The organism is Sphingorhabdus sp. Alg239-R122 (genome assembly GCF_900537065.1).
GTDB lineage: Bacteria > Pseudomonadota > Alphaproteobacteria > Sphingomonadales > Sphingomonadaceae > Alg239-R122.
The window spans coordinates 14,300-29,171 of record NZ_UNRC01000013.1; the positions used below are offsets into that span (position 1 = coordinate 14,300).

Sequence of the window (14,872 nt, forward strand, 5' to 3'; positions counted from 1 at the left end):
TCACTCCGGTATCCCGCTTTTTTCCAGCACTGAATCCAGCTGGAGCGTGCGATATCCCCAGAGCAGCAGCACCGCACACAGCAATATCAACAATCCAAATGCGACCATTTCATTCCAGCCGTAAATGGCAACGCCAATCGCAGGAGCAAAGACAAAGGCGGCGCCATTGATCGACGCAACCATGCCTGCCACCTGCCCCTGTTCCGCGCGCGTAAGCACAAGCGATGCGCCCGCTGTAAAGCCGGGCCGGAACAGGCCAAAGCCAAGCGATGCCAGCGCATAGCCAATGGTTATACCGTGCAAATCGCCTGCGAGACCAACGATCAGTGAGCCTGCCCCGCCCAGTGCCATGCCCCAGAGCACCGATGTGCGCGGCCCCATGCCCAGATAGGGTATCAGCCCCCATTGCGAGACCAAAGTGGCGAACGCCCCAGCCATCAACACAATGCCAACCGACTGCGCGCCCAGCTCAGGCGCGTCGCGCAGGCCCAGCCGGTCGAGTACAAGGAAGCCGATAACACCTAGCAATATTGCATGGGCATGGCCGCCAATCAGGCCGGAAACAAACCACGGCCTTAGCCGCGTATCGGTCCATTTAAGTGCCGTCTGCGCGGCAGTTTCCACGCTTTCATCATCGCTGTCATCGCTTAGCTTCGTGCTAGAGGATGCCGTACCATAGGGCTCCGAAATCACCTGCCCTTTTGCGGCGAAGCGCGGGTCATCGTTAGGCAGGCGCAAGCGTAGCGCGGCCAGCACAATCAGGCCGAACAGCGCAAACAGTACAAACGGGCTCAGTAGCCCGAGGAACGGAAAAATAATCAGCGGCGCGATGGCCGGGCCGATGACCGTACCGAGCCCGAAAGAAGAAGCGATAACCGACAGCGCCTTGGTCCGCTCCGACCGCGCGGTGCGTGAGGCGACATAAGCCTGCACCGCGGGCGGTGCAGCTGATCCCAGCCCGCCATACAGGCTGCGGAATATAGCAAAGACCAGCAATGTCACAGCGCCAGACAATATGCCCTGCAACCCGAACCACAGCGCCAGCGCGCAAAGGCTGAACGAGCTGATAAAGCCCCACATGCCGAGTTTCATCAGCGCCTTGCGCCCGCGCCGGTCCGACATGCGCGCCCAGCGCGGAGCAGTCATCACCCAGAGCAGCGCCGACCAGCTATAGGCCAGCGAGACCCAGAAGTCCGAGACGCCCAGCTCTGTACCGATGGACGGCATGATCGACTGCATCGCGGTATTACCCGCCGCGGTGACCAGCATGACGAGAAACAGGATCGCCATCCGGTCATTGGGCAAGCGGTCATTCGCGCCAGACAGGGGAGATGTGTTCACGGCCATTGATAGCCGCGCTCAACCCGCGCCACATAGAGCGTATAGGTGCTGTACCAGCGCGCACGGCCCTGCTCACGGATCGCAGCATGTTCAGCATTGTCGCGCCACGCTTTCGCATCCGCATCGCTTTTCCAGTAACTCACCGTAATGCCCAGACCATCCTCGCCGCGCACGCTTTCAACGGCGACAAAACCTGGCTGGGCCACCGCCAGTTCTTCCATACGCTGCGCTGCAGACTGATATCCCGCTTCATCCTTATCCGTGCGCTGCGCGGTAAAGATAACAGCGATGCTGCCGGGCGGAATATCCTGCGAGTTGAGCGATGGAGCAGATGACATGCCCATCCCTCTATCGCGGCTGCGCAGCAAAGAACAGCTTCATCTTATATGCACGTGCACACATCTATCGATTGTTGCAATATATGCAGATATTTGCGATGGCAGCGGCTTAATCGCCACCGGCGCCATATAAAGAGAATTACATGACATCATCCGATCTGGCCGAACATTCGCTTGGCCATCGCATCAAGTCCCGCATCACCCGCTTTTTCGGGCCGTGGGGTGTCTTTTTCAAAGGCTTTGTCAAACATCCCGTCATGGTGGGGTCGATCATCCCGTCCTCGCGCTATACCGTGAAAAAGATGCTGGCACCGGTGGATTGGGGAAACACCAACCTGTTTGTCGAATATGGCCCGGGAATCGGTACATTTTGCGGTCCTGTTCTTGAGCGTATGAAGGGTGATGCCACCCTGCTGGTGATCGACACCAATGAAGATTTTATCGAATATCTGCGCAAAACCTTTACTGACAGCCGGTTCAAGGCAGTGCATGGCAGCGCGGCGGATGTAGAAGACATTATCCGCGAGCACGGGTTTGAACATGCCGATTATGTGCTTTCCGGCTTGCCCTTTTCTACATTGCCGGGTGATCTGGGGCCACAAATCGCGCAAAAAACTGCCGATGTGCTGCGCCCGGGTGGTGCGTTTCTGGTGTATCAGTTTACAGCGGCTGCGCGCGATTTCATGACCCCGCATTTCCGCAAGATCGACAGTGGTTATGAGTTCTGGAACATACTGCCATGCAAGCTGTTCTGGGGCTGGAAAGAATAGCCCTGCCAATAGACGGGCAGAGCCACGCATTTCATTGACAAATGGAGGGACTCGCCCTATCTGCGGTCCTTTCCAAGTGTTTTTAAGATTATGGAGCACCATTTATGGCGCGCGTTACCGTTGAAGATTGCGTAGATAAAGTTACCAACCGTTTTGACCTCGTCCTTGTGGCTGCACAGCGCGCGAGAGAGATTTCAGGCGGTGATGAGCTAACCATTGAGCGTGACCGTGACAAGAATCCGGTTGTAGCGCTGCGCGAAATCGCCGAAGAAACCATGAAGCCAAAAGAACTGAAGGAAAATCTGATACAGTCCCTGCAGAAAGTGCAGCTGGACGATGATGATACACCCGATGAAATCGGTTCGATCAGTCAGTCTGCCGAAGCGCTTCGCCTGACCGCGTCCGCACCGACACGCAGCACCACGATCAGCAAGGATTTCGAAGCGTAAGCAACGTTTCACGAGAAAATAAAAGGGCCGCAGCGTTTCATCGCCGCGGCCCTTTTATTTTGTCCCGTCCCGTTTGAGGGGAAGAATTACTCAGGCGCCCTGAGGTTTGGGATCCTGGAACGGTCCCTTTTTCGCGCCGGTTTTGGGGATGGAGCTGCCCGCTGTAGGAATAGGCGCAGCCGGTGTATCATTATCATCGGGGCGGTCCACCTTGCCAGTATCCAGCAGCTTGTCGATTTCCTCACCGCTCAGCGTTTCATATTCCAGCAGCGCATTGGCAAGCAGGTGGAGCTGGTCCTCATGGGTTTTCAGCACTTCTTTTGCCCGGTCATAGCCTGCATCGATTATCTTGCGGATTTCCGCGTCGATTTTCTTCGACGTTTCACCCGACATCATCGTGCGCTGGGTCTGTCCCATGCCGAGATAACCTTCATTCTGCTCCTCATACATGACCGGACCCATTTCATCGGACATGCCCCATTTGGTGACCATGTCCTTGGCCAAACCGGTCGCGTATTGAATATCGCCGCTGGCGCCGCTTGACACTTTGTCATAGCCGAAAATCACTTCTTCGGCGACGCGGCCACCCATGGACACAGCCAGGTTGGCGTACATCTTGTCACGGTGATAGCTGTAATTATCCCGTTCAGGCAGGCGCATGACCATACCCAGCGCGCGGCCGCGCGGAATGATGGTTGCCTTGTGAATCGGGTCAGATGCCGGTTCATGGACCGATACAATGGCATGGCCCGCCTCATGATAGGCGGTCATTTTCTTTTCATCCTCGGTCATCACCATGGACTTGCGCTCGCTGCCCATCATGACCTTGTCCTTGGCTTCTTCAAATTCGTCCATCGCCACCAGGCGCTTTTGCCTGCGCGCAGCCAAAAGCGCCGCTTCATTGACGAGGTTGGCAAGATCCGCACCGGAAAATCCAGGTGTTCCGCGCGCAATAGTGCGGGCGTTGACATCAGGTGCCAATGGCACTTTCTTCATATGCACCTGTAGAATTTTTTCACGCCCTTCGATATCAGGAACCGGTACAACGACCTGCCTGTCGAAACGGCCGGGACGTAGCAATGCAGGATCAAGCACGTCTGGACGGTTGGTGGCGGCGATGATGATAATACCTTCATTCGCCTCAAAACCATCCATCTCGACCAATAACTGATTGAGCGTCTGCTCACGCTCATCATTGGAGTTGCCCATACCCGAACCGCGATGACGGCCCACAGCGTCAATCTCGTCAATAAAGACTATGCAAGGCGCGTTTTTCTTCGCCTGCTCAAACATGTCGCGCACGCGGCTTGCGCCCACACCGACAAACATTTCAACGAAGTCCGAACCTGAAATAGTGAAGAACGGTACGCCCGCCTCGCCCGCGATCGCACGCGCGAGCAATGTCTTACCCGTACCGGGCGAACCCACCAGCAATGCGCCTTTCGGAATCTGTCCGCCAAGCCGCGCAAATTTGGAAGGGTCTCTTAAAAACTCGACAATTTCCTGTAATTCCTCGCGTGCTTCATCAATGCCGGCAACATCTTCAAACGTGACCTTGCCCTGTTTTTCGGTGAGCAGCTTCGCTTTCGACTTGCCAAAACCCATGGCGCCGCCAGCACCGCCGCCTTTCTGCACCTGTCGGAGCACGAAAAAAGCAATGCCGAGAATCAGCAGGAAGGGCAGCGCCTGAATTAGCAGCACAGTCAGCAGACTGGTCTGTTCCTTCGGTGCGCCGCTATATTCAACGCCCTCATCCTCGAGCAGTTTTACCAACGTGGGGTCATTCGGCACCTGCTTGGTGGCGAACATGGTGGTGTCATTATATTTGCCAACGATACTGTCCGGCCCGATCTGGACAGATTTGACCTCGCCGCTCACCACCTTTTCCTTAAAGGCACTGTAGCTGATCTCTGTCGTCGCCGCAGCCTGGCCGCGGTCGAACATCGATACAACCACCAGCAGTGCAATAATAACCCCTGCCCAGATGAGCATGTTTTTCATCCACGGATTGGGGCCGCTGGGTTCCTGTTCGTCATTCATAATTCGAATCTTTCGGTAAACTGTCTATTTGCCAAGATAAGCGCAATATCCTGAATGACAATATAATGCCGCGCACAAAGGTAGTGTATTCTTTGATTTCCGCCAAATTTTCATGCAAAATGCCACAATATTCAGCTCGCGCGCGGCTTTTCCCCGCTTCGCGGTGGGGCGGGACGGAATCTCCATACAGACCCGCCCGCACATAAAATATCGCCAATCATGGTCTTTTCACCGGCCTTTAGCGCGGCCAGTGCGCGCATTATACTTTCCCCGCGCGGCTGTGTGCCGGGTGCGAGTAGCGCTATGCAATGCAGCAGCAAACGGCGCAGGACTTCGGTGGGATAATCCGTATTGCCAAGCGTTACGGCGTTTCCATCACGAAGCACATAGGCATCCGCTTCCCGCATGACCACCCAGTCCAGCGCAGTGCCCGCATCGGCAAGCGAGCGCGCCGACCGGTTGGCAGCGACTGCATCCAGCATGTCGAGTGATTCCAGCGCATGGCGCATTCGGACACGGTCAAAATCAATATTGGCATTGCTCGGATCATGCACATGAGGAATGGCATGGACCGCGCAATATTCCAGCAGTTCCGCTTTACGAAAGTCCAGAAGTGGCCGCACAATATTGCCGTTTATCGCCCGCACTCCGCTGAGCCCATCCAACCCGGCCCCGCGTGCCAGCCGCAGCAGCAATGTTTCCAGCTGGTCATCACTATGATGTGCGGTCGCAATCCATAAGCATTCATTCTGTGCGGCCCAGTCATTCAGCAATGCATAGCGCGCGGCCCGGGCCCCTGACTGGAGATTGCCGGTAATTGGCCTTGCCGGATGCAGAACATTGTGCGGGATATTCTGCGCTGCACAATAGTCAGCTACCATGGCGGCTTCATCCGCGCTTTCGCTGCGCAGGCCATGGTCCACCGTCGCGGCACGGATACGGCCCGGCCAGACATGATGCCCCAGCGCAAGTAATGCCATGCTGTCCGGGCCGCCTGACACCGCAATGCCCAGATGTGCAGCAGAACCCGCAAAACCGGGTATCAGTTTTTCAAGGCTTCCCTGAAAGCGTTCTTCAATGGGCCTGCCCGCCATATCACAGATATTCTACTGGCACTCTGCGGTGCTGCGCCCCGCAGACAGGTCATTCGAAAGGCGGCCGACTGCCACATCGGGATATACCTCGACAAGCTCGTCAAATGCCGCGCATGCTTTCACATTTTCCTGTTGCTGGATCATGGTCATGCCCAGGAAGTAAAGACTGTCTGCCGCTCGTGCACCATCAGGTTTTTCCTGGTAATTGCTCAGGAAGGTCTTGGCTGCCAGATTAAGTTTGCCATCATCCATATAGGCACGGCCAAGCAAGTTCCGGGCATGGCTATTGCGACTGTGCGAAGGATGATTATCGACAGTCTTTTTCAGCTGCTGCTGCGCCTCGGGATAGAATTTGGCATCCCAGAGGCGGAAACCGTAGATATATTCATCTTCGCCGGCATTACCGCTGTCTGGCTTCACAATCGCCGCAACTTGTGCCACGCGGTCATCAGAAGGCGCTGCCACAGCTGCTGCCTCTTCGGCAGCGTCCACCGCCGTGGGCGTAGCCTGAGAAGTGTTCACCGCCTGCGTTTCTTCAGAAGCTGCCGCCTCCAGCGCATCGAGCCGTGCGGTCAATTGACCCAGTTTATATCCATTTTCCTCTGTTTGCGCTGTCAGCGCAGCCAACTGCGCCTCTAGGGCATCGACCCGTGCCAACAGGTCCGCTACTGCTGTGTCCGCGCTCGTACCACGTGTTTGGGCGGTGCGCTCTGGCGTGCGGATCTCCGGTTCAAAGAAACGCTCCGACCCGCCCGGAAAGACCTTACGCTGCACTGCGCGCATTTCCTTTTCCAGTTTTTCAACGCGCAGCTCGGTATCACCGCGTTGTGCCGTGGCACCTGATGCAGGCAGCATCATGGCGGCTATGGCGAGCGGGGCAAATATTTTATTCAAAACGGGGGTTTTCACCTGTAACTTCTCCAAATCCAGAATATCTTAAATAGGTTGCCAGTTAACGCACATGCCATGAAGCGGGGCTGAATCATCCCTCTGTTGCATTGTTATCGCCGTTACCCTCTTGCTCTGGCGCAGGTTCAGCAGAGGCGGTATTTTCCTCTGCGGCGACAGGCGGCGGCGCAACAGGCGCGGCATCCGTTTCTGTTTGCGCAGCGCGAGGTTCGTCACGAGGCTCTGCTTGCGCTGTAGTTACCGTAGCGGCCTCGCGCGCAGGGGCGGACGCCGCAGCCGGTACTGCGCTGGCCGATGGTGATGGTGATGGTGATGGAGTCGTTTCAGATGCAGCACCCTGCGCCGGTCTTGCCAGCAGCGCGGCGGCGCTCACTGGCATATCGGCAACAGTCACGGCTTCGGTGCTAAGCGGTGCCACAGTCTGTCCGCCAATCGTGACCGCCAATGCATCGGGGCGTCCCGTTAGAATCTGCGGGTTTTGCGCATCAGCCGGAACCACGAACCGATCACCCAGTTTCATAGTGTTTTCGAACAGGCGTGCTCCATCGGCTTCGTAAAAGCGGACCCAGATATCGTCTTCCTTGGCAATAAAGACCACCTCACCGCCCGTTGGCGCCGCATCAGTGGTGGTGACTGCATTGTCACCGCCTGCCGAGGCCACAGCCTCATCCTCTGCATCCGCGCCGACGAGATCCATTTCCGCCTGCGGGTAAAAATAGGTGCGCCACGCAGCATAGCCGCCAACAATCAGGGCAATGCCCAGCAGCGCCGCAACCCATGCCAGCCGTGAAGACGGTATTTTGGAAGGATCCTCAAGCTCATGGCCCGCACTGCCATGATAACTGGCATCGCCATGTCCCATTTCATCTTTGAGGTCGGACACAAGTTCCGCAGCGGGCATACCCACGGCTGAGGCATAGGCTTTTACAAACCCAACAGCATAGGTGCGGCCCGGCAGCGCATCATAATCACTTGCTTCAATCGCCTCGAGATGGCGCATGGGTACCCGTGTGGTTGCCGCAATATCAGCGAGCTCTTTTTTCTGTTCGACACGCGCCTCGCGAAGCCGGTCACCGACCGTGTGAAACACAAATTCCTCGCTTTCCGGCCCTGTTTCATGATCGGCATTTTCGCCTGCATCATATTCGCCGGATTCATTGTCCTCGGAGGCCACTGTTCTCTCCTAAAAAAACGTGTGTGCGCGCTTTATTATTATTTTTATTTATGTCTTCTTAAAAGCATCGAAACACTGCGCAAGTCAACGCAATTCCGGCGATTCGCCGGGGCAGAGGGTAAATTTGCGTCACGAGCGGCTAAGCTCAGCATGTTTTTTCGACCATGCCTTGAGCTCTGCGCGCATATTAGCGGGCGGATTTGCAATCATTTCATCCATTTTCTGCACAGCTTCAGCATAGTTGAGTGAGCGGATCATGGCCTTGACCGGTCCAACCGCGGCCGGTGTGATTGAAAGCCTTTCTACGCCCAATCCAATCAACGCCAGCGCCTCAAGGCGACGCCCCCCCATTTCACCGCACACGGCCAAATCGACATTGTGCGGCGCGACTCCCTCTACCACGCGTTTGATGAATCGCATAATGGCAGGACTGAGCCAGTCATAACGCTCGGCGAGTTTCGGATGTGCCCGATCAGCGGCGAAAAGGAATTGGGTCAGGTCATTTGTGCCAATCGAAAGGAAATCGATTTTCGGTCCCAATATGTCGAGCATTTCAGCAAGTGCCGGCACTTCAAGCATGGCCCCGTAACGGATGCGGAGCGGCAGCATTTTCTTGCGGTCCGCAAGATAGACCTTCTGGCTTTCAAACAGATCGCGCGCCGCATCAAATTCCCATGGTTCGGACACCATTGGAAACATGACATTGAGCGTGCGTCCACCCGCAGCCTCCAGCAGCGCGCGGGCCTGCGCTTTCAGCAGGCCATCGCGCTCCAGTGCCACTCGAAGCGCGCGCCAGCCCATGGCTGGATTCTCCTCCGCAATACCGTCATCGTGCATATAGGGGAGCGACTTGTCACCGCCAATATCAACGGTACGGAATATGACGGGCTTGTCTCCCGCCGCATCGATCACATCCCGATATAGCCTGAGCTGCTTTTCGCGCTGCGGCAACGTGGCGGAAACAAGAAACTGGAATTCAGTGCGGAACAGGCCAATGCCATCCGCGCCAGTTGTGGAAATCGCCGCAACATCATCACGTAAACCCGCATTGACCATCACCGAAATACGCTTGCCGTCCTGCGTCACCGCTTCTTCGTCGCGCATCGAAGCATAGACTGCCTGACGCGCCTTGCTCTGCCCCAGTTTCTCCTCAAACGCCTCGATAATATTGGCGCTGGGCCGAATGAGCAGTGAATTCTCAATGGCATCAAGCAGCAGGTGATCGCCCTCACGCACCATATGGCGAATGCCCTGCATGCGTCCAATAACCGGAATGCCAAGCGCGCGCGCCACGATAATCACATGCGCGGTGAGCGAGCCTTCCTCCAGGATCACGCCCTTGAGCCGCCGCCGGTCATATTCAAGCAGTTCGGCAGGGCCCAGGTTGCGGGCAATCAGGATAGTGTCATTGCGCAACCCCAGCTGCGCCGCAGTGCTGATCTGTCCCGAAACAATGCGCAGCAGGCGGTTCGCCAGATCCTCCAGATCATGCATGCGGTCAGCGAGCAGCGGATCATCAATCTGCCGCATGCGCATACGGGTATGCTGCTGCACCCGCTCGATCGCAGCCTCAGCGGTGAGCCCGCTGTCAATCGCTTCATTGATCCGGCGTGACCAGCCCTCGTCATAGGCAAACATCTTATAGGTCTGCAGCACTTCTTCATGCTCTCCACCAACGCCAAAATCCGCCTGAGACGCCATTTTGTCAATCTGCATGCGCATCTTGTCAAAGGCGCTGTAAACGCGCTGACGCTCGGCCTCGATATCCTCGGCCACTACATGCTCAATGGTGATGCGCGGCTGGTGAAATACCGCCTTGCCGCTCGCGATGCCCATGACCAGCGGCAGGCCATTCAGGTTTTCAGGTGCCGTACTCGTGCGGCCCTCTCTGGCTTCCGCCTCGGTATCGACAAGGTCGGCATTGGTGATAAGCTCTGACAGTACCATCGCCACAGTTTGCAGCGCCTCTATTTCGACATCATCATATTTGCGCGGCTCGACATGCTGTACACACACAACGCCAATGGCGCGTTCACGCCGCACTATCGGGACACCTGCAAAGCTGTGAAATTTTTCTTCACCCGTTTCCGGGCGGTATTGAAAATCGGGATGCGCCGCGGCTTCGTCCAGGTTCAGCATCTCGACATTTTTAGCAATAGTGCCGGTCAACCCCTCGCCCAGGGCCAGTTTGGTGACATGCACCGCCGATTGGTTAAGGCCGCGCGTCGCAAACAGCTCCAGCGCACCTTCGCGGCGCAGATAGATCGAACATACCTCACTGTTAAGCGCCGTTCCGATAATGTCGACAACCTGATTCAGCTTTTGCTGCGCCGATGCTTTTGATGCCATCACATCATGCAGGCGGGTCAATATATTACGGGCGGCACTGGCCGGTGTGGATGCAGGTTTCGACATGGCGCATATGATAGCAGAAGCGCATTCTACGCGCTATCGGCAAAGACAGTCCTGCAAGAAAAAACCCGCGCCGGTCATCCCCGGGCGGGTCTTTGCCTGTCACGTTTTCAGGTAGGTTATGCCATTGTCAGCTCTTCCTTGATTTTTAGTTTTTCCTTTTTGAGCTGGGCCAGTTTCTGTGTGTCAGGGGCAGGACGGAGTTCCTCGGCATGAATCTTTTCTTCGAGCCCGTTATGTTTTTCCTGTAACGCATTGATATGGCTATCGCTCATAAAGCTTCTCCTTTTCGACTCACATAAGTTGATGGACGTAGTGAAACATAAAATTACGATTTTGTCACATATGGCGACATGATATTTGCGCTGTGTCTTTCATGACGTGCGATAATCGGTTATACAAATGGACAATTCCCGGTAATCAGCAGGCGATGAATATCCCGTTATGAGCAGCGCGCAGCTAAAGCAGCTTGAAATGATGAAAACCGAACACCGCGACCTTGATCAAGCGATCGACGCGTTGCGCGCCGCCGGTATACGTGACGAAATGCAGATTGCCCGGCTCAAAAAACGCAAGCTGAAACTCCGCGATGAAATTGCTCATCTGGAGGACCAGATAATTCCCGACATTATTGCCTGAACTGCTCTTTGGACGGAAGGGTGCATGAAAGCACGTTCATGCCGTCCTGAACTGGGACAGCTTTGGATCGGTAGACAGAAAAAGCCTTAACGCCCTTTCCAGCCACGCTGTGCCATGTCATTATATTTGCATGCAAACACAGCCCCCTGCCAATATGACGCCGCATCTTGTGGAATCACTTTATGTCGAGGCGATGGTGCTTGCCGATGAGGCGCGTCATTATTTTGAGGAAGAGGTGAAAGAGCGCGAAACCGGTATCAATGCTGCAACGCGTGTGGCGGTATCGTGCGAAAGCCTGCGCCTTACAACACGGCTGATGCATTGCATTGCCTGGCTGCTCAACCAGAAAGCCTATTTTGCAGGAGAGCTCAGCTATACGCAGCTACGCAGTCAGGGCCGTATGCTGGACAATAACAACACCGCAGATCCCGATATTGTCCGGCAACTGCCCGAAAAGGCGCGGCAGCTTGTCCACGCCAGCGAATTTCTGTTCGCGCGGATCAAGCGGATCGAACGCCATGTGCAAAACGAGTGGCAGGACGGGCAGGCCGTGCCGCAGGATGCAGAGGCACCTTCACAGGTACACGTGCTGCAACAGGGGCTGCTGGATGCCCTGCGCCGCTAGCTCCTTACAGATTCAGATATAGTCAGAAAGATAGGCCGCAATGGCAGTAATGCCCGCACGGTCTTTTGCATCAAAACGCGCAAGGGAGGGGCTATCAAGATCAATTACATGCGTGACAATGTCATTTTTGCCGACGGGCACAACCAGCTCTGAGCGCGTATCGCCGTCACAGGCAATGTGGCCAGGAAAGACATGTACATCATCAACCAGTTGCGCCTCGCCCGTGCGCGCCGCCGCGCCGCACACACCCTTGTCCAGCGCGATACGGATACAGGCAGGCTTGCCCACAAATGGCCCCAGCACCAGTTCGTCATCCACCATGCGGTAAAAACCCGCCCAGTTGAGATCGGGCAGGAACTGCCACAGCAAGGCCGCCACATTCGCCATATTGGCCGTGCTGTCACTTTCGCCATGTGTCACGGCCTTTACCGCATCAAGGAGGTCAGCATAGATTTGCGCCTTGGGCGCATCGGAAACGGTTTTGAAATCGAACATAGTGCTGGATTTAGGATGGTGTGACAGCAATTGTAAGGGGGAGTCTGTTTGATTTCACGGCGAGATGCTGCGCATCCGCCTCCAAATGGGTTCGGGTGGGTAAGGGCCGGCAGCCAGTCGGCCTTGCCGGACTTCTTGTCGCAGTCCGGATTAGCGCGAAATGATAGCAATCGTGTTGCCGCTGTTAAGCGACAGCGCTGCGTATAGCGAAAGTCCGAACGGCGACGAGCCGTTCGCAAGCGCGACTGCGCGCCCGGGCTTATTGCCCGGAACCCATTTGGAGGCTGGCGCGTAGCGCCTGGCCGTGAAATCAAAAAAGATTCAAAAAGAATCCCTGTCCACCTTCCCACGGGCCTTCTTGATCGCGCCACGGTTCTTTTTTGCCTCGAGCCGCTTTTTCTTGCCGACGCGGTTCAGCCGGGTTTTCGCACGTTTTACAGGCGCAATATGCGCTTTTTCAACCATTTCAATAAGCCGTTTGCGCGCTTCGTCGCGGTTTGCATCCTGAGTGCGATGCGTTTTTGCCTGGATAACCAGTTCGCCATCCTTGGTCAGCTTTGATCCCGCCGCTACCTTGAGCCGATTATAGACCTGAGGCGCAAGGCCAAGCGCGAATATATTGATGCGCAGCTGCACCGCTGTTGCCACCTTGTTGACATTCTGTCCGCCCGGGCCGGACGCGGTCACGAACCGTTCCTGGATCAGGCTGTCCAGACGCTGTGCCATGCCGGGCGGCAGTGGTGATGGTTTACTACCCGATGTCGAGGTCATCAGTGGAAAAACCCATGTTCCGGAACCGCGCTGGTACCTGCGCATAGGCTTCGATAGGCGGTTTATTGTCGCGGTCAATGCGGATATAATGGCTGTGCAGCATCAGCGGCTTCATTTCCTTTTGAGGCGTGCCATCCACCCCCATATAGACCGGATCACCGATCAGGCCGTGGCCAAGTCCATACAGGCTGTGTGCCCGTATCTGATGCGTACGGCCGGTTTCGGGCATGAATTCGATCAGGGTCATTTCATCCTGCTGCGCAATTTTGCGCCACCCGGTCCGCGCTGGTTTGCCTGCATCATCGACAATCATTTTCCAGCCAGTTTCTGCGGTGCTGTATTTGCCCAGTGGCAGTTCGATCATGCCGTGATCATCCTGCACCACACCATCCAATATGCCGATATAGCGTTTGGTAACCTGCCTGTTTTCAAATGCCTTGGCAAACCGTTTGAGCGCTTTTGGATTACGAGAGAGCAAAAGGCATCCGGATGTGTCCTGGTCAAGCCGGTGCACCGGACGCGGCAAGCGTTTGAACCCGAATTTCAGCTCATTCAGCCAATCTTCCAGACATGGCCCCCCGCGTTTCGGGCGGTCCACCGCAAGCCCGGCAGGTTTGTCGATAACAATTGCTTCCCCATCAATATAGGGAAGCTCGGATTCTTTGGGCGGTGTGAGTACAAGCATTGCGCCGCCATGCCAGTCTGGCGATGGCGGCGCAATGTTTAACGGTAATGGGATGGTTTAGTCCATCATCATTTGACAGCTTATATCAATCGGGCCTTACATCCCGGTTACGCGGCCTACGCGGTTTATTGCCTGATGAACGCGCAGGTCTTGCCGCTGGCTTTGCGCGTGCGGGCGCTGATTTTGCCTGCTTGCCGCGTGAGCTCTGCTTGGCTGCGGGCGGGCGACTACGCGGTGTAGCCGCCTTGGGACGCTGCGCCGAGGTGCGGAGTGCTTCACGCCGATCTCCGCGGCGGTCGGCGCGTGATGACAGACCTTCACGGCGCTCACGCACTATGCCCGCATCCTGGCCGCGCGACCCGCGTTTCTTGCCCCTGCGCTTGTCTTTCTCATCACCTTCCAAATGTCTGCGCACAGCATCTACCGGTGCGCTGCCAAACTTGCCCTTGCGGCGGTCCCGCTTGGCACGGCGGCGTTCACGCCGTTCCTCAAACCGTGCCCTTTCCTCGGCTGTCCAACGGCTGTGGTCACGATATTTACCGCGGTGGCCATCGCGGCTATAACGCCGTCCATGCCGTCCGGCGTAATAACGATAGCGCTTACGGCCCCAGTAATTGCGATGATAGTCACGCATCACATAACGGCGGCCGCGCCGATCAAATATATAAAAACCATAGCCGGGATAATAATAATTATCATAATAACCGCCGCCAAAGCCTATGTTGGCAAACCCGCCGCGATAGTCACAATCATAATAATAGTCATAGGCATCATAGCCATCGCAATAGCTGCCGCTGGCACCATATTCATATCCGTCATCGTCATAATAACCGGTTTCGCCATAATAGGCGCAGGCGCTCAGGCTCATGGTCGACACCGCCAGCGCGGCTGCACGGATTATATTGGATGCTGTCATTTATCCCTCCCGAAGGACACGCCCCATGCGCACGAAAACGGCGATTCGAAGAGGCAATCAAAGTTATGTCGTTGGTATAGCACGACGAGTTGAATTGTGCATGAACATAGATGTAAACACTTTTTATAAGTGCGCCTTGCGACGGAACCGCTTGCTAACATCTGTGTCAGTTGGTATTTAAACGTTCGATTAAACATTCATGCGTTACGGAAGA

The 14,872-nt window shown here is 55.9% G+C and carries 16 protein-coding genes; 4 read left to right on the top strand and 12 right to left on the bottom strand.

Annotated features, from left to right (window positions below):
• Complete coding sequence (locus tag G6Q15_RS10970; protein ID WP_164118800.1) at window positions 1–1,290, bottom strand: MFS transporter; 1,290 nt, start codon at window positions 1,288–1,290, stop codon at window positions 1–3.
• A gap of 47 nt (window positions 1,291–1,337) precedes the next feature.
• Window positions 1,338–1,679: an antibiotic biosynthesis monooxygenase gene (locus tag G6Q15_RS10975; RefSeq protein WP_164118721.1), complete on the bottom strand. Its 342-nt coding sequence runs from the start codon at window positions 1,677–1,679 to the stop codon at window positions 1,338–1,340.
• Between the two features lie 143 nt (window positions 1,680–1,822).
• Here G6Q15_RS10975 and G6Q15_RS10980 point away from each other — a divergent pair, with 143 nt between their 5' ends.
• Window positions 1,823–2,449: a methyltransferase domain-containing protein gene (locus G6Q15_RS10980; RefSeq protein ID WP_164118723.1), complete on the top strand. Its 627-nt coding sequence runs from the start codon at window positions 1,823–1,825 to the stop codon at window positions 2,447–2,449.
• Between the two features lie 104 nt (window positions 2,450–2,553).
• Window positions 2,554–2,898 (top strand): DNA-directed RNA polymerase subunit omega, encoded by a 345-nt coding sequence (gene rpoZ, locus G6Q15_RS10985; RefSeq protein ID WP_164118725.1) that lies wholly within the window; start codon window positions 2,554–2,556, stop codon window positions 2,896–2,898.
• Window positions 2,899–2,988: 90 nt separating this feature from the next.
• Here the strand turns inward: rpoZ and ftsH are convergent, their stop codons facing one another.
• The 6 genes from ftsH to G6Q15_RS11015 form a co-directional block, all read right to left on the bottom strand.
• A complete protein-coding gene (ftsH, locus tag G6Q15_RS10990; RefSeq protein WP_164118727.1) occupies window positions 2,989–4,938 on the bottom strand; it encodes an ATP-dependent zinc metalloprotease FtsH in 1,950 nt (649 codons plus the stop codon).
• A gap of 131 nt (window positions 4,939–5,069) precedes the next feature.
• A complete protein-coding gene (gene tilS / locus G6Q15_RS10995) occupies window positions 5,070–6,032 on the bottom strand; it encodes a tRNA lysidine(34) synthetase TilS (protein WP_164118729.1) in 963 nt (320 codons plus the stop codon).
• 12 nt (window positions 6,033–6,044) lie between these two features.
• Window positions 6,045–6,926: a tetratricopeptide repeat protein gene (locus tag G6Q15_RS11000; RefSeq protein ID WP_240330860.1), complete on the bottom strand. Its 882-nt coding sequence runs from the start codon at window positions 6,924–6,926 to the stop codon at window positions 6,045–6,047.
• An 88-nt stretch (window positions 6,927–7,014) separates the two neighbouring features.
• Window positions 7,015–8,115 carry a RodZ domain-containing protein gene (locus G6Q15_RS11005; RefSeq protein ID WP_164118731.1) on the bottom strand — a complete coding sequence of 367 codons (1,101 nt, stop codon included), beginning with the start codon at window positions 8,113–8,115 and terminating at the stop codon, window positions 7,015–7,017.
• Between the two features lie 129 nt (window positions 8,116–8,244).
• Window positions 8,245–10,530 carry a phosphoenolpyruvate--protein phosphotransferase gene (gene ptsP / locus G6Q15_RS11010; RefSeq protein ID WP_164118733.1) on the bottom strand — a complete coding sequence of 762 codons (2,286 nt, stop codon included), beginning with the start codon at window positions 10,528–10,530 and terminating at the stop codon, window positions 8,245–8,247.
• Between the two features lie 116 nt (window positions 10,531–10,646).
• Window positions 10,647–10,802 carry a DUF465 domain-containing protein gene (locus G6Q15_RS11015; protein ID WP_164118735.1) on the bottom strand — a complete coding sequence of 52 codons (156 nt, stop codon included), beginning with the start codon at window positions 10,800–10,802 and terminating at the stop codon, window positions 10,647–10,649.
• A gap of 169 nt (window positions 10,803–10,971) precedes the next feature.
• On the opposite strand from G6Q15_RS11015, the gene G6Q15_RS11020 reads away from it, so the two are divergent.
• Window positions 10,972–11,166 carry a DUF465 domain-containing protein gene (locus G6Q15_RS11020; RefSeq protein WP_164118737.1) on the top strand — a complete coding sequence of 65 codons (195 nt, stop codon included), beginning with the start codon at window positions 10,972–10,974 and terminating at the stop codon, window positions 11,164–11,166.
• Window positions 11,167–11,296: 130 nt separating this feature from the next.
• On the top strand, window positions 11,297–11,791 hold the full coding sequence (locus tag G6Q15_RS11025; RefSeq protein ID WP_164118739.1) for a DUF1465 family protein: 495 nt from the start codon (window positions 11,297–11,299) through the stop codon (window positions 11,789–11,791).
• A 12-nt stretch (window positions 11,792–11,803) separates the two neighbouring features.
• Here the strand turns inward: G6Q15_RS11025 and G6Q15_RS11030 are convergent, their stop codons facing one another.
• The 4 genes from G6Q15_RS11030 to G6Q15_RS11045 form a co-directional block, all read right to left on the bottom strand.
• A complete protein-coding gene (locus tag G6Q15_RS11030; protein WP_164118741.1) occupies window positions 11,804–12,286 on the bottom strand; it encodes a GAF domain-containing protein in 483 nt (160 codons plus the stop codon).
• 321 nt (window positions 12,287–12,607) lie between these two features.
• A complete protein-coding gene (arfB, locus tag G6Q15_RS11035) occupies window positions 12,608–13,057 on the bottom strand; it encodes an alternative ribosome rescue aminoacyl-tRNA hydrolase ArfB (protein ID WP_240330861.1) in 450 nt (149 codons plus the stop codon).
• On the bottom strand, window positions 13,038–13,742 hold the full coding sequence (locus G6Q15_RS11040; protein ID WP_164118743.1) for an RNA pseudouridine synthase: 705 nt from the start codon (window positions 13,740–13,742) through the stop codon (window positions 13,038–13,040). Before G6Q15_RS11040 ends, arfB begins: the two co-directional genes overlap by 20 nt.
• An 85-nt stretch (window positions 13,743–13,827) precedes the next feature.
• Window positions 13,828–14,658 carry a hypothetical protein gene (locus G6Q15_RS11045; protein WP_164118745.1) on the bottom strand — a complete coding sequence of 277 codons (831 nt, stop codon included), beginning with the start codon at window positions 14,656–14,658 and terminating at the stop codon, window positions 13,828–13,830.
• Between the last annotated feature and the right edge of the window lie 214 nt (window positions 14,659–14,872).

Coding starts and splice junctions, on each gene's coding strand:
- G6Q15_RS11040 (WP_164118743.1), bottom strand. CDS start 13,742: ATGCTTGTACTCACACCGCCCAAAGAATCCGAGCTTCCCTATATTGAT.
- G6Q15_RS10970 (WP_164118800.1), bottom strand. CDS start 1,290: ATGGCGATCCTGTTTCTCGTCATGCTGGTCACCGCGGCGGGTAATACC.
- tilS (WP_164118729.1), bottom strand. CDS start 6,032: ATGGCGGGCAGGCCCATTGAAGAACGCTTTCAGGGAAGCCTTGAAAAA.
- G6Q15_RS10975 (WP_164118721.1), bottom strand. CDS start 1,679: ATGTCATCTGCTCCATCGCTCAACTCGCAGGATATTCCGCCCGGCAGC.
- G6Q15_RS11025 (WP_164118739.1), top strand. CDS start 11,297: ATGCAAACACAGCCCCCTGCCAATATGACGCCGCATCTTGTGGAATCA.
- arfB (WP_240330861.1), bottom strand. CDS start 13,057: ATGACCTCGACATCGGGTAGTAAACCATCACCACTGCCGCCCGGCATG.
- G6Q15_RS11015 (WP_164118735.1), bottom strand. CDS start 10,802: ATGAGCGATAGCCATATCAATGCGTTACAGGAAAAACATAACGGGCTC.
- ftsH (WP_164118727.1), bottom strand. CDS start 4,938: ATGAATGACGAACAGGAACCCAGCGGCCCCAATCCGTGGATGAAAAAC.
- G6Q15_RS10980 (WP_164118723.1), top strand. CDS start 1,823: ATGACATCATCCGATCTGGCCGAACATTCGCTTGGCCATCGCATCAAG.
- ptsP (WP_164118733.1), bottom strand. CDS start 10,530: ATGTCGAAACCTGCATCCACACCGGCCAGTGCCGCCCGTAATATATTG.
- G6Q15_RS11030 (WP_164118741.1), bottom strand. CDS start 12,286: ATGTTCGATTTCAAAACCGTTTCCGATGCGCCCAAGGCGCAAATCTAT.
- G6Q15_RS11020 (WP_164118737.1), top strand. CDS start 10,972: ATGAGCAGCGCGCAGCTAAAGCAGCTTGAAATGATGAAAACCGAACAC.
- G6Q15_RS11045 (WP_164118745.1), bottom strand. CDS start 14,658: ATGACAGCATCCAATATAATCCGTGCAGCCGCGCTGGCGGTGTCGACC.
- rpoZ (WP_164118725.1), top strand. CDS start 2,554: ATGGCGCGCGTTACCGTTGAAGATTGCGTAGATAAAGTTACCAACCGT.